The following is a 12,808-nucleotide window of genomic DNA, read 5'->3' as shown; positions in this document are numbered from 1 at the left end:
GCCGGTCGTCACAGTCCGCCGCGTGCTACGAGCTGGCCGGCGATGACGTTGCGCTGGATCTCGTTGGTGCCCTCGCCGACGATCATCAGCGGCGCGTCGCGGAAGTAACGCTCGACGTCGTACTCGGTGGAGTAGCCGTAACCGCCGTGGATGCGTACCGCGTTGAGGGCGATCTCCATCGCGATCTCCGAGCAGTACAACTTGGCCATGCCGGCCTCCATGTCGCAGCGCTCGCCGCTGTCGTACTTCTCCGCCGCGTAACGCGCCAGCTGCCGCGCCGCGGTGAGCTTGGTGGCCATCTCCGCCAGGTAGTTGCCGATGGACTGGTGCTTCCAGATCGGCTGACCGAAGCTCTCGCGCTGCTGCGCGTAGGCGAGCGAATCCTCGAGTGCGGCGGTCGCGACACCGAGGGCGCGGGAGGCGACCTGCAGACGGCCGGTCTCGAGGCCCTTCATCATGTGGGCGAAGCCCTTGCCGGGCTCGCCGCCGAGGATCGCGTCGGCGGAGATGCGGTAGTTGTCGAAGCTCAGCTCGCACGACTCGACGCCCTTGTAACCCAGCTTGGGCAGGTCGCGCGAGACGGTCAGGCCCGGGCCGTGCTCGACGAGCACCACGGAGATGCCCTTGTGGCGCGGCTGCGCGGTGGGGTCGGTCTTGCACAGCAGGGCGATCAAGCCGGCCCGACGGGCGTTGGTGATCCACGTCTTGGCACCGTTGATGACCAGCTCGTCGCCGTCCCGCTTGGCGGTGGTGGTCATCGCCTGCAGGTCGGAGCCACCGCCGGGCTCGGTGAGCGCCATCGTCGCGCGGATCTCACCGGTGGCCAGCTTGGGCAGGTACTTGCTCTTCTGCTCCTCGGTACCGAACAACGCGAGCAGCTTCGCGACGACGGTGTGCCCGCCCATCGCACCCGACAGCGACATCCATCCGCGGGCGAGTTCCTCGGTGACCTGGACGTAGCAGGGCATCGACACCGGCGATCCGCCGTACTCCTCGGGCACGGCGAGCCCGTAGATGCCGATCTGCTTCATCTGCTCGATCCACTTCTCGGGGTACTCGTTGGCGTGCTCGACCTCCTGCACCGACGGCTTGACCTCCCGATCGATGAAGTCGCGGACGGTCTTGACCAGAAAAGTCTCTTCGTCGTTCAGGTAGGTCACGGGGCATCCTTCGCTTGGGACGGGCCATACGGACCCGGGAAACTTTGTACGGCCATTTTGTGGACCAAGTTCGGACGTTGTCAACGCGAAGACCGCCATTCGACGTCGTGATTGCAAAGTTTTCGACGATACGAACGACTGCACCTTCCTATGAGCACACCTCTCTGTGGGGTGGCATACCGCCAACAATGGCCGTACATTTAGCGCCGTCATTGCCGACCGAACTCCCCGAGGTCCCCGTGTCTTCCGAGCAACACCTCCGCCGGCGCGCCGTTCTCGTCGCCCCCGGCTCCGACGAACGCAAAGCCGGTAAGGCCCTCGCCTCCGCCGCCGACGAGGTCGTCCTCGACCTCGAGGACGCCGTCACCGCCGCCCAGAAGGACGCCGCCCGCGAACTCGTGGCCCCTCTGGTCCGCGAACACGGCGCCACGCGCACCGTCTCCGTTCGTATCAACGGACGCGGCACCCCCTGGTTCGAGGACGACCTGCGCGCGTGCGCCGCACTCGGCGACGCCCTCGCCTCGATCGTGATTCCCAAGGTCGAGAGCGCCGACGATCTCGTCGAGGCCGACCGCATCCTCGGCAGCGAGTCGACCGTCACGGTGCAGGCCCTCATCGAGACCCCCGCCGGCGTGCAGCGCATCGACGAGATCGTCGCCGGTCCCCGGGTGGCCGGCGTGATCATCGGTTACGCCGACCTCGGCGCCTCACTGGGCCGCGCCCGCACCGCCGCCCCCGAGCACTGGCTCTACGTCCAGGACCGCGTACTGCACGCCGCCCGGGCCGCCGGTGTCCAGGCGATCGACGGACCGTTCCTCGGCATCGCCGACGACGACGCCTTCCGTCACTCGGCGCAGTGGGTGTCCGATCTCGGATTCGACGGCAAGTGGGTCATCCATCCTGCGCAGATCACCTCTGCGGCAGCGGCCTTCACTCCCACCGACGATCAGGTCGACGCCGCCCGCAAGGTCCTCGCCGCACTCGAGGAAGCCGAGAACCGCGGCGCCGGAGCTGCCCAGCTCGACGGCCAGATGCTCGACGAGGCCGTCGCCGTCGCCGCCCGCCGCACCCTGTCGAAGATCGGAGCCTGAAAGCCATGACCACCTCGTACGTCGGCGGACCCTATTTCGACGAACTGACCGTCGGTCAGGTCTTCGACACCGCCCCCGCCGTGACGCTCACCGACGGCCTCGCCGCCGCGCACCAGAGCATTCTCGGTGACCGCCTGCGTCTTCCGCTCGACAAGCACCTCTCGACCGCCGTCGCGGGCGGGCCGGTCGCACACGCCGGCTTCGTCACCGACATCGCGATCGGGCAGTCCACGCTCGTCACACACCACGTCAAGGCCAACCTCTTCTACCGCGGCCTGCGTTTCCGTCGTTTCCCGCACATCGGCGACACCCTCTACACCACCACCGAAGTCGTGGGGCTGAAGGAGAATTCGGCCAAGCCCGGACGCAAACCCACCGGCCTCGCGGCGCTGCGCATGAACACCGTCGACCAGGACGGCAACACCGTCCTCGACTTCTACCGCTGCGCGATGCTGCCGCTGAGCGAGAATCCCGACCCCGACCGCGTCGTGCACTCCGACGACCTGTCGGCCATCGGACCGCAGGACGAACCGCAGTGGTCCGCGCCCGCCGACTGGGATCTGGATGTCTACCGCTCGAAGGTGCCGGGTGAGCACTTCGACAAGTCCCTCGCCGGTGCCGTGCTGCAGTCCAGCGGCGACGTCGTCTCGAGCGCACCGGAACTCGCGCGCCTGAGCCTCAACATCGCGGCGACGCACCACGACGAGCGGGTCGGCGCATCCGGTCGTCTCGTCTACGGCGGCCACACCATCGGCCTGGCCTTCTCACAGGCGACGCGCGCGCTGCCGAATCTCGTGACGGTTCTGGGCTGGAAGTCGTGCGACCACACCGGTCCGGTGCAGGAGGGCGACACCCTCACCAGCGATCTGCACGTCGAATCCGCCGAGCCTCTCGCGGAGGGTGGTGGCGTGCTGAACCTTCGGTCGCTCGTCTACGCACACCGCGGCGGTGCCGCGAATGGCGACCGCGGTGATGCCGAACCGGCGCCCGTGCTGGATTGGCGGTTCACCGCTCTCATGGCCTGACGGCCACCGCTGCCGAGACCGACGTTGTGCGCGAAATCCCTTGAGAAATCGCGCACAACGTCGGTTTCGTCGTTATGCGTCGACCCGTTTGACGAGGCGTTCGTAGCGCTGCCGGGCCGCCTGGGTGCTTCCCAGGCCCAGGCCGAAGGCGATCTCCTGCCAGGTCATCCCGCGTTCCCGCGCGATCCGGAGGATCAACGCCTCGAGTTGGTCCATCTCGGCGCGCGCCTTCGGGACGAGGCCGAGCGCGGCGATGACGTCGGCGTCGTCGACTTCGGGTTCGTCGGGGCCGGGACTGTGCACGCCGCCCGCCAGTGCCGCGACGAGACGGATGGCGCCGAGCGGGTCGAGCATCTCGGGGTGCGACTGCCTGGCCCGTTGCTCGGGAGTACTGCCGTGCCGTTCGGCGATTCGGAACAGGCCCGCGTACTCACGATGGGCGCGTTCGCGACTCGGATTCGGTGGGGTGAAGCCGTCCTCGGACATGAATCCAGGATCGCGTGTGAACAAGTTGTTGTCAACAGTTTGTTCACATGTCGCGGATCTCGTCCACCAATCCCCAGTCGAGTGCACGGGAGGCGTCGAGGGGCGCCGCCGTGACGAACAGGTGCAGCGACCGCCACCGGCCGATCCGCCGCGGGATGCTGACCGTCCCCCCTGCCCCGGGGATGAGACCCATCGAGACCTCCGGGAGACGGAAGACGGTGCCGGAAGTCGCGACCACCCTGCCCGCGAAGGCCGGGATCTCGATCCCCGCGCCGATGCAGTGACCGTGCAACCGCACCTCCATGCGACCGGCGAGCTGCGCAACGAGACGACCCGCTCCCCCACGTGTGCGGACGAAGTGCGCGAGCGTGATGTCGGGTGTGCGGCCGAACTCGTCGAGATCACCTCCGGCGCAGAACGACGACCCCGCCCCGTCGAGCACCACCCGTTCGATGCTGTCGTCGACGACCGCGAGGCGCAGAGCGTCCACAAGAGCGTCGCGCAGCACCGTTCCGTAGGCGTTGCGGCGCTCGGGCCGATTGAGGGTGATGTGCAGGAGGTCGCCCTCGCGGGCGATCAGCACCGGTTCGTCCGAGGGCGGAGGCAGCGGGCGCGGGCCGCGTCCGGCAAGCCACGCGGCGAACTCGGGTCCGCCCTGCAGCGTCGAGTAGCCGAGCGACTCCACGTCGATCGCCTCCGGCACCGCGAGCGTCTCCGAGGCCCGCGCGACCTGCCGTGCCACCAGCGCGGCCTGCGGGTTCGCGGCGACCGCCTCGGCGAAGGTGGCGATGCTCGCATCCGGGTCCGGTGTCTCGACCACGCCGCGGGACGAAGCGACCGGCGCGTAGGTGAGGTCGAGCGCGTCGATCAACGGCCGGACCCCGGCGGGAACCTCACGGGTCGCGCGGCCGACGAGGATCCGGTCGGCGAGCGCGGCCTGTTCGACGGCACGCTCGATCAGGGGAATGTCTCCGTCGAGATCGACGACGACCATCGGCCGGGAGACCACACCGCCCTCACCGAGAAGGGGCTCTCCCGCCGCGCCGTTCGCCAGATCCGCAGCAGAGAGAAGCATCGCTCGTGCCGTGTCCATATGGTCCGTCCTTGTACTCCACCAGGCCCCATCCGGCACGAAATGTAACATCACGGTCGTGGCCACCGACCTCGCCGCAGACCCGGTACGCGACTGGGCCGACAGCGGAATCGCCTCCCTGACCGGCAGAGTCGACGGTCCCCCACTGCTTCCTCCCGGCCGTGCCGCCACTGTTGCGCGCGAGCGCTCCGCGTGGATCGCCGCCGCCTCCGGGGGCGTCGTCGAGGTCGACGGTGCGCGCTTGTTGTCCGAGCGTGCCGCGTTCACCGGTCATCGTCGCGGTGGGGCAGTCTCGGCCGGAGGTGCGTGTCGTCTGCTGCCGACGATCGACGGGTGGGCGGCGGTCTCGTGCGCGCGTCCCGACGACTCGCTCCTGCTCGGCGCCCTGATCGGCGACGAGATCCCCGACGATCCGTGGCCCGCCGTCGCCGACTGGCTCGTCGAACACACCGGGGCGGAGCTGGCCGAGCGAGCCGAACTGCTCGGGATCGCCGCGGGACCCGTCGTCCACGGCGTCGCCGCTCCGCTGACGCCGTCGGAACCGCGCTCGGTCGACGGGTTGCTCGTCGTCGACTTCAGCGCCTTGTGGGCCGGGCCGCTGTGCGCGCATCTGCTCGGTCTCGCCGGTGCGCGCGTCGTCAAGGTCGAGACACCGTCGCGGCCGGACGGTGCGCGTCGCGGCAATGCCGACTTCTACCGGCTCCTGCACGGCGGACACGAATCCGTCGTGCTCGACCCAAACGATCCCACGCAGCGACGCGAACTCGCGGAACTGGTGGCAGCGGCCGACATCGTGATCGAAGCGTCGAGACCGCGGGCACTCGCCGGTTTCGGCCTCGACGCTGCGAAGGCCGTCGACGACGGCACCACGTGGATCTCGATCACCGCGCACGGACGGGATTCGCACCGCGTGGGTTTCGGCGACGACATCGCGGCCTCCGCCGGCCTGATCGCCTACGACGCAGAGGGTCCCGTCTTCGTCGGCGATGCGATCGCCGATCCCCTCACGGGTCTCACCGCCGCTGCGCTGGCCATGTCGGCGCCACCCGACGGGCGCGGAAAGCTCTGGGACATCTCGATGTCCGCTGTCGTCGCGGCGACTCTCGACGAACCCACGACCATCTCGCAACCCGCCATCCGCGAGGGCGAGCAGTGGGTGCTGCAGACAGCGGACGGTGGCGTCGCCGTCACCGAACCGCAGAAGCGTGAAATCTCCGGTGACGTCGCCGAATCCGGACGCGACACCCAGCGCGTACTCGCCGATCTGGGCATCCGGTCGTGAGCGTCCTCGTCGTCCGCGACGTCGAGATCGACGGCGTCGGCGGAACCGATGTCCTCATCCGTGACGGGATCGTCGCATCCCTCGGGTCGGACGTGCCGGTGCCCACGTCTGCGGACGTCGTCGACGGCCGTGGAGGCGCACTGCTTCCCGGCTTGCACGACCACCACATCCACCTGCACGCTCTCGCGGCCGACCGCGCATCGGTCCGCTGTGGTCCGCCTGCCGTCCGCACCGCCGACGAACTCGCCCGCACACTCGCACGCGCGGCCGGCGACGGATGGATCCGGGGCGTCGGGTATTCGGAAGACGTTGCGGGTCTGCTGGATTCCATCTCGCTCGATGCGTTGCACGCCGAGCGTCCCGTGCGCATCCAACATCGCAGTGGCGCAGTGTGGTTCCTGAACTCCATTGCCGCCGGGCTCACGGGCCTCGCGACCGCTGATCACCCCGGTGTCGAACGCGACGAGAAGGGACATCCGACAGGACGGGTATGGCGCGCCGACACATGGCTCCGCGACCGGCTACCCGACACCGGCCCTCCGTCGCTCGCAGATGTGGGCGTCGAACTGGCGTCCTACGGCATCACCGGCCTCACCGACGCGACGCCCGACCTCACCCCGTCGACCCTCGAACACCTCCACGCTTCCCACGTCGAGGGGTCCGTCCCGCAACACATCCGGCTTCTCGGTGCGCCACTCGATTTCGTCGACTCCGAGACGTTCGCCGCCGGCCCGTACAAGATCGTGCTCGCCGACTCCGGACTGCCCGACCTCGACGACCTCGCGACGACGATCCGCCGCGCCCACGATGCGGGTCGCGGGGTGGCGGTGCACTGCGTCAGTCGCGAGGCGTTCGCGATCCTGCTCGCCGTCCTCACCGAGGTGGGCACCGTCCCCGGCGACCGCATCGAACACGGCGCCCTCATCCCGGCCGAGTCGATCGACGACCTGAGGCGCCTGGGCCTGCAGGTCGTCACCCAGCCAGGCTTCCTCACCGACCGCGGCGACGCCTATCTCCGCGACGTGCCCGCCGTCGACCTGCCCGACCTCTACCGTTGCAGGAGTCTCCTCGACGGCGACGTGCCGGTCGCGCTGTCCAGCGATGCCCCTTACGGCCCCGCCGACCCGTGGGCGGTGATCTCCGCCGCGGTCTCCCGCACGTGCCCGACCGGTGAGGTCGTCGGAGTGGACGAACGCATCCCTGCCGCGACCGCGCTCGACCGGTATCTGGCCCCGCTCGACGATCCCGGTGGTGCTGCCCGTCGCGTGCGGGTCGGCGCGCCGGCCGATCTCGTCCTTCTCGACCGCCCCCTGGTCGACGCCCTCGCGGCACCCACCGCGGAGATGGTCCGCGCGACCGTCATCGTCGGTCGCGTCGTCCACCACGCCTGATCCGCTACAACTTCGGCTATCCGCTACAGCAAATTCGGAAATTGCCGTAGCGGATGACCAGGACGGTAGCGGATACAGCCATCAGGGCACGGTCCACGTGTTGTCGCCCCGCAACAACTGCTGCAGGTCGGCGGTACCGGCCTCCTGCGCGGTCCGCACCCTGGCGCGCTCGGCGTCGTCGTAGGTCGTCCGCGCGACCTGCCGCACGATCCCCGTGACGACGTAACGCAGGTCCTGGTCCGACAGCCGCGACAGTGCGTACGCGTACTCGGGGTCGTCGGTGCGCGCGTCGTGCACGACGATGTCGGCGGCATCCACCTCGGAACGTTGCACCACCCGCAGGCCGAAACCCTTTCTGACGACGCACAGCTCGTCGTCGACCCCGAAGACGATCGGTTCGCCGTGCCGCAGCGGGATCAGATGCGACGGCGCTTCGTCCTTGCGCAGCACGTCGAACGAGCCGTCGTTGAAGATCGGGCAGTCCTGCAGGATCTCGACGAACGCCGCACCGCGATGGTGCGCTGCCGCGCGCAGGACCTCCGTCAGCCCGGCGCGGTCGGAGTCGAGAGCACGTGCGACGAAGGACGCTTCGGCGCCGAGCGCGAGTGAGAGGGTGTTGAACGGCGCGTCGACCGACCCGCCGGGTGAGGACTTGGTGACCTTGCCGACCTCCGAGGTGGGCGAGTACTGCCCCTTGGTGAGGCCGTAGATGCGGTTGTTGAACAACAGGATCCGCATGTTCACGTTACGGCGCAGGGCGTGGACGAGATGGTTGCCGCCGATCGACAGGGCGTCGCCGTCGCCGGTGACGACCCACACCGACAGATCGGGGCGCGTCACCGCGAGACCGGTCGCGAGAGTCGGGGCGCGTCCGTGGATCGAGTGCACACCGTAGGTGTCGAGATAGTAGGGGAACCGCGACGAACAGCCGATGCCGGAGACGAACACGAGATTCTCACGCCGGACACCCAATTCGGGCAGCAGGCTGCGGACCGTGGCGAGGATGACGTAGTCGCCGCAGCCCGGACACCACCGCACCTCCTGGTCGGAGGTGAAGTCCTTCGCCTTCTGCGGGTCCTCCGTGCGGGGCACACCGTCGAGTGCGTCGGTGTGCGGGCGGAGTCCGAGATCGTGGCCGAGGAGTCCGGTCATGCTCGTTCCCTCTCTGCTGTGGGGTCGAGTTTCGTCGACGAGGCGACCGCGGCCGGTGTCCGGGATCGTTCGGTGTCGGCGAGTGTTCCGGCGAACTCGGCCTCGATGGCGTCGTGGAGTTCGTCGGCGCGGAAGGCCATGCCCGCCACCTTCGTCACCGGCTGGATGTCGGCGTCGAACCGCGACCGCAGCAGGAACGACAGCTGGCCGAGGTTCATCTCGGGGACCAGCACGCGCCGGTAGCGGCCGAGCACGTCGCCGAGGTTCTTCGGCATCGGCGCCAGGTGACGGAGGTGCGCACGGGCGACGACATGCCCTGCCCGCCGGGCGCGGCGCACGGCTTCGCCGATCGGCCCGTACGACGAACCCCAGCCGAGCACCAGTACCTCGGCGTCACCCGTGGGGTCGTCGACGTCGAGATCCGGGACGTCGATGCCCGCCACCCGCGCGACCCGCAGTCGGGTCATCAACTCGTGGTTGGTGTGGTGGTACGAGATGTCGCCGGTGCCGTCGGCCTTCTCGAGTCCGCCGATCCGGTGCTCGCGACCTGCGGTTCCAGGTATCGCCCAGTCGCGCGCGAGGGTGTCGGCATGGCGGGCGTAGGGCTGGTAGCCGGGGTCGTCGTCGCCCGGCGACCCGGCGAAGCGCGGATCGATACGCGGCAGGTCGTCGATGTCGGGGATGCGCCACGGTTCGGATCCGTTGGCGATCGCACCGTCGGACAACAGCATGACCGGGGTGCGGTAGGTGATCGCGATGCGCGCGGCTTCGAGCGCGGCGTCGAAGCAGTCGGCGGGCGACTGCGGAGCGACGATCGCGACGGGTGATTCGCCGTTGCGGCCGAACATCGCCTGCATCAGGTCGGCCTGTTCGGTCTTCGTCGGCAGGCCTGTGGACGGTCCGCCGCGCTGGACGTCGACGACGATCAGCGGCAGCTCGGTCATCACCGCCAGTCCGATGGCCTCGGATTGCAGGGCTATCCCCGGGCCCGACGTGCTGGTGACGCCGAGCGCGCCGCCGTAGGACGCGCCGATCGCCGCGCCGATACCCGCGATCTCGTCCTCGGCCTGGAAGGTGTGTACGCCGAAGCGTTCGAGCCTGCTCAATTCGTGGAGGATGTCGGAGGCCGGGGTGATCGGGTAGGTGCCGAGGAAGACGTCCATCCCCGCCGCGCGACCCGCCGCGACGAGACCGTAGGCGAGGGCGGTGTTGCCGGTGATCTGCCGATACGTCCCGGGTGGCAGCGACGCGCGGGCCACCTCGTAGGTCGTGGCGAACGTCTCGGTGGTCTCCCCGTAGTTCCAGCCGGCGCGCAGGGCGAGGACGTTCGCGTGCGCGATGTCGGGTTTCGACGCGAACTTGCGCTCGAGGAACGTCTCGACCGGCGCGATCGGCCGCCCGTACATCCACGATAGGAGACCGAGCGCGAACATGTTCTTCGAACGCTGCGCGTCCTTCTTGCCGACGCCGGCCGGTTCGACGGCTCCGGCGGTGAGCGTGCTCATCGGCAGGGCGTGGACGGTCAGATGCTCCACGGCGTCGGTACCCAGCGGATCGGCGTCGTAGCCCGCCTTGCTCAGGTTCCGTTTGGTGAACTCGTCGCTGTTGACGATGACGGTGCCACCTCGGGGCAGATCGCCGACGTTGGCCTTGAAGGCCGCCGGGTTCATCGCGACCAGCACGTCGGGCCGGTCCCCGGCGGTGAGGATGTCGTGGTCGGCGATCTGGATCTGGAAGCTCGAGACCCCGGGAAGAGTGCCCTGAGGTGCGCGGATCTCGGCGGGGAAGTTGGGTTGTGTGGCCAGGTCGTTGCCGAAGGCGGCCGCCTCGGCGGTGAACCTGTCACCGGCGAGTTGCATGCCGTCGCCGGAGTCGCCGGCGATGCGGATGACGACCTGTTCGAGTTTCGCGCTCGACGCCATGCGCTCCATCGTGGCCCTCACGCGCGCATGTGCAACCGTTTCTCCCGAAAAATTCTGTCCATCCGCTACAAGATCGGCTTTCCGCTACAGCGAATTTCCGTAGCGGAAAGCCAACTTTGTAGCGAATACGTCAGGACTTCACGGTGTCCCCGACGAAGCTCAGCGTCTGGGGCCACGACACGGCGTAGGCGTCGGCGTTGACGGGGTTGCCGTGCCGGCCGCGGGAGGAGAAGCCGTGTTCGGCACCCGGGTAGACGTGGGTGATGGTCGCGCCGGTCCCGCGCTGTTGCAGCGTCGCCTGTAGGTCCGCGAAGGTCTCGGCGCTCATGATCGTGTCGGCGCCGGCGTGCAGCACCATGACGGGTGCCGCGACGCGACCGGCCTGCTCGACGGCGTCGATCGTGTGGTTCGGGGCGGGCGGCACCGCGATCGACGGGTGGTAGGCCACGACGTTCGCGACGCGCGTGTCGCGGGCGCCGAGGATCAGGGCGAGACGTCCGCCGAGGCACCATCCGATCACGCCGACCTTCTCCAGGCGTAGTTCACCGAAGGCGTGGTCGAGCAAGATCGCCATTTCCGCGAGGCACTTCTCGTCGTCGAGACCGTGCATCAACTCCATGAGCTCCTCGCGCGAGGTGTCGTCGGCGCTCGGTCCGTGCCAGGGGTCCCAGACGAGCGCGGTCACACCGGTTCCGGCGATGTCGTGCGCGTACTCGCGGACCTGGGCGTCGATGCCGGTGATCATGGGCAGCAACAACATTCCTCCGGTGGCACCGCCGAGCGGTCTGGCCAGATAGGCGCGCAGACCTGCGATGTGAACGAATTCTGCCTCGATGTCGGTCATCGACCGTCCTTCCACTTGCGTCGTTTGTTCGTCATGATCTTCGTACGAAGTCGTTCAGCGGGCAGCGCATCCACCCGTCGCTGCAGCTCAGGGACCGCCCGTCCCACCCACCGAAAAAATGAGAACATCATTTCCGTTTTACGGTATCGTTCCTCTCGCGCACCGGCGGACGCTCGGAGCGCAGCAGACGGCTCGCTCGAAAGGGATACAGGCAGATGGCTCGCACCGTATTGGTCAGTGGTGGCACCGGCGGCCTCGGCAGCGCCGTGACGAAACATCTCCTCGACACCGGATGGCGGGTCGTGGTGCCGTGGCTGGTCCGTGACGAGCTCGAGCGCGTGGGCACGCATCCGAACCTCCAGCTCGTCCAGGCCGACCTCTCCGACGAGCAACAGCTCGAGGACGCCCTGAACCTGGCGTGCGACGACCCCGACGCCCCCCTCTTCGGCGTCGTCAACCTCGTCGGCGGCTTCACCTCGGGACCGCGGGTGCACGAGACTCCCATCGAGGTGCTCGACTCCCAGCTCGACCTCAACCTGCGCACCGCCTATTCCGTCAGCCAGGCGGCACTGCCCCACCTGATCCGCCGCGGCGGTGGATCGATCGTCTGCATCTCCACCGCCGCGACGCTCAACCCCTTCCCGGGCGGCGCCTCCTACATCGCCTCCAAGGCCGCAGTGTCGGCCCTGGTCGAGACCATGGCGCTCGAGTACCGCGACGACCACATCCGCGTCAACGCGCTGCTGCCGGTCGTCATCGACACCCCGGCCAACCGCGCCGCGATGCCCGACGCCGACACGAGCCGCTGGTCGAAGCCGGCCGACATCGCGAAGGTCATCGAGTTCCTGATCTCCGATGCGGGTGCCTCCATCACGGGTGGCCTGATCCCCGTCACCAACGTCGGCTGACAGCGTCAGGCCGACTGGAGGCGACCGAGTTTCATCGAGCGCTCGAACGCTCGCCGTTCGGCGTAGTTCATGCCGCCCCACACGCCGTGCGTCTCTCCGGTGCGCACGGCGTGCGCTCGGCACGCGTCGATCACCGGACAGGAGCGACAGACCTCCTTCGCCTGCCGCTCGGCCCGGAGCACCGCACCGCGGCCGTCCTCGGGCTGAGGGAAGAACATCGACGTGTCCACCCCGCGGCACCGCGCCGCGACCACCCAGTCACGGTCGCCGGATCCGTACATCGCCGCCTCCTTGCCCATCGGGCCATCGCGGACCCGCACTCGTCGAACGAGTATTTGTACGGCCATTTTTCGGTACCCGGCGGGGATCGTCAATCGCTGAGCAGCACAAATCCATCAGAATCGACGATGCCAGTCGCTTCGGATACCTATAAGTACCGGACGCTATGGCCGCA

12 protein-coding genes are annotated in these 12,808 nt (G+C 68.7%); 5 read left to right on the top strand and 7 right to left on the bottom strand.

Annotation, left to right across the window (positions count from 1 at the left end; all coding sequences use genetic code 11):
* Window positions 1–8: 8 nt before the first annotated feature.
* A complete protein-coding gene (locus tag ACNJ7K_RS25005; protein WP_120280431.1) occupies window positions 9–1,160 on the bottom strand; it encodes an acyl-CoA dehydrogenase family protein in 1,152 nt (383 codons plus the stop codon).
* A gap of 212 nt (window positions 1,161–1,372) precedes the next feature.
* On the opposite strand from ACNJ7K_RS25005, the gene ACNJ7K_RS25000 reads away from it, so the two are divergent.
* On the top strand, window positions 1,373–2,251 hold the full coding sequence (locus ACNJ7K_RS25000) for an HpcH/HpaI aldolase/citrate lyase family protein (protein WP_120280432.1): 879 nt from the start codon (window positions 1,373–1,375) through the stop codon (window positions 2,249–2,251).
* 5 nt (window positions 2,252–2,256) lie between these two features.
* The gene (locus ACNJ7K_RS24995) at window positions 2,257–3,276 is read left to right on the top strand and encodes a MaoC family dehydratase (RefSeq protein ID WP_487042386.1); all 1,020 of its coding nucleotides are present in this window, start codon (window positions 2,257–2,259) and stop codon (window positions 3,274–3,276) included.
* A 72-nt stretch (window positions 3,277–3,348) separates the two neighbouring features.
* Here the strand turns inward: ACNJ7K_RS24995 and ACNJ7K_RS24990 are convergent, their stop codons facing one another.
* Both ACNJ7K_RS24990 and ACNJ7K_RS24985 read right to left on the bottom strand, forming a co-directional pair.
* Entirely contained in the window at window positions 3,349–3,762 is a 414-nt protein-coding gene (locus ACNJ7K_RS24990; RefSeq protein ID WP_120280434.1) for a DNA-binding protein, read from the bottom strand.
* A gap of 43 nt (window positions 3,763–3,805) precedes the next feature.
* Entirely contained in the window at window positions 3,806–4,855 is a 1,050-nt protein-coding gene (locus tag ACNJ7K_RS24985) for an enoyl-CoA hydratase/isomerase family protein (protein WP_487042385.1), read from the bottom strand.
* Between the two features lie 58 nt (window positions 4,856–4,913).
* Between ACNJ7K_RS24985 and ACNJ7K_RS24980 the strand changes: the two genes are divergently transcribed.
* Both ACNJ7K_RS24980 and ACNJ7K_RS24975 read left to right on the top strand, forming a co-directional pair.
* Window positions 4,914–6,137 carry a CoA transferase gene (locus ACNJ7K_RS24980; RefSeq protein ID WP_487042384.1) on the top strand — a complete coding sequence of 408 codons (1,224 nt, stop codon included), beginning with the start codon at window positions 4,914–4,916 and terminating at the stop codon, window positions 6,135–6,137.
* On the top strand, window positions 6,134–7,528 hold the full coding sequence (locus ACNJ7K_RS24975; RefSeq protein WP_487042383.1) for an amidohydrolase family protein: 1,395 nt from the start codon (window positions 6,134–6,136) through the stop codon (window positions 7,526–7,528). The genes ACNJ7K_RS24980 and ACNJ7K_RS24975 overlap by 4 nt, the downstream gene beginning before the upstream one ends.
* Window positions 7,529–7,609: 81 nt before the next feature.
* Here the strand turns inward: ACNJ7K_RS24975 and ACNJ7K_RS24970 are convergent, their stop codons facing one another.
* From ACNJ7K_RS24970 to ACNJ7K_RS24960, 3 genes are all read right to left on the bottom strand, one after another.
* Window positions 7,610–8,680, bottom strand: a complete 1,071-nt coding sequence (locus tag ACNJ7K_RS24970; RefSeq protein ID WP_487042382.1) for a 2-oxoacid:ferredoxin oxidoreductase subunit beta — start codon at window positions 8,678–8,680, stop codon at window positions 7,610–7,612.
* Window positions 8,677–10,611 (bottom strand): 2-oxoacid:acceptor oxidoreductase subunit alpha, encoded by a 1,935-nt coding sequence (locus ACNJ7K_RS24965; protein WP_487042571.1) that lies wholly within the window; start codon window positions 10,609–10,611, stop codon window positions 8,677–8,679. Before ACNJ7K_RS24965 ends, ACNJ7K_RS24970 begins: the two co-directional genes overlap by 4 nt.
* A gap of 121 nt (window positions 10,612–10,732) precedes the next feature.
* A complete protein-coding gene (locus tag ACNJ7K_RS24960; RefSeq protein ID WP_487042381.1) occupies window positions 10,733–11,446 on the bottom strand; it encodes a dienelactone hydrolase family protein in 714 nt (237 codons plus the stop codon).
* A 215-nt stretch (window positions 11,447–11,661) separates the two neighbouring features.
* On the opposite strand from ACNJ7K_RS24960, the gene ACNJ7K_RS24955 reads away from it, so the two are divergent.
* Window positions 11,662–12,354: an SDR family NAD(P)-dependent oxidoreductase gene (locus ACNJ7K_RS24955; RefSeq protein ID WP_016692368.1), complete on the top strand. Its 693-nt coding sequence runs from the start codon at window positions 11,662–11,664 to the stop codon at window positions 12,352–12,354.
* Between the two features lie 5 nt (window positions 12,355–12,359).
* Here ACNJ7K_RS24955 and ACNJ7K_RS24950 read toward each other — a convergent pair whose 3' ends face one another.
* Complete coding sequence (locus ACNJ7K_RS24950; RefSeq protein ID WP_301951975.1) at window positions 12,360–12,635, bottom strand: WhiB family transcriptional regulator; 276 nt, start codon at window positions 12,633–12,635, stop codon at window positions 12,360–12,362.
* Window positions 12,636–12,808: the final 173 nt, after the last annotated feature.

It is taken from the genome of Rhodococcus shunpengi, from assembly GCF_048381395.1.
Classification (GTDB): Bacteria; Actinomycetota; Actinomycetes; order Mycobacteriales; family Mycobacteriaceae; genus Rhodococcus.
Note: the sequence above shows the minus strand (reverse complement) of the source record. Positions and strands in the feature narration are given on the sequence as shown.

Bases quoted from the DNA above. Each gene is read 5' to 3' on its own strand.
- ACNJ7K_RS24995 (WP_487042386.1), top strand. From the start codon at position 2,257: ATGACCACCTCGTACGTCGGCGGACCCTATTTCGACGAACTGACCGTC.
- ACNJ7K_RS24960 (WP_487042381.1), bottom strand. From the start codon at position 11,446: ATGACCGACATCGAGGCAGAATTCGTTCACATCGCAGGTCTGCGCGCC.
- ACNJ7K_RS24950 (WP_301951975.1), bottom strand. From the start codon at position 12,635: ATGTACGGATCCGGCGACCGTGACTGGGTGGTCGCGGCGCGGTGCCGC.
- ACNJ7K_RS24955 (WP_016692368.1), top strand. From the start codon at position 11,662: ATGGCTCGCACCGTATTGGTCAGTGGTGGCACCGGCGGCCTCGGCAGC.
- ACNJ7K_RS24985 (WP_487042385.1), bottom strand. From the start codon at position 4,855: ATGGACACGGCACGAGCGATGCTTCTCTCTGCTGCGGATCTGGCGAAC.
- ACNJ7K_RS24965 (WP_487042571.1), bottom strand. From the start codon at position 10,611: ATGGAGCGCATGGCGTCGAGCGCGAAACTCGAACAGGTCGTCATCCGC.
- ACNJ7K_RS24990 (WP_120280434.1), bottom strand. From the start codon at position 3,762: ATGTCCGAGGACGGCTTCACCCCACCGAATCCGAGTCGCGAACGCGCC.
- ACNJ7K_RS24970 (WP_487042382.1), bottom strand. From the start codon at position 8,680: ATGACCGGACTCCTCGGCCACGATCTCGGACTCCGCCCGCACACCGAC.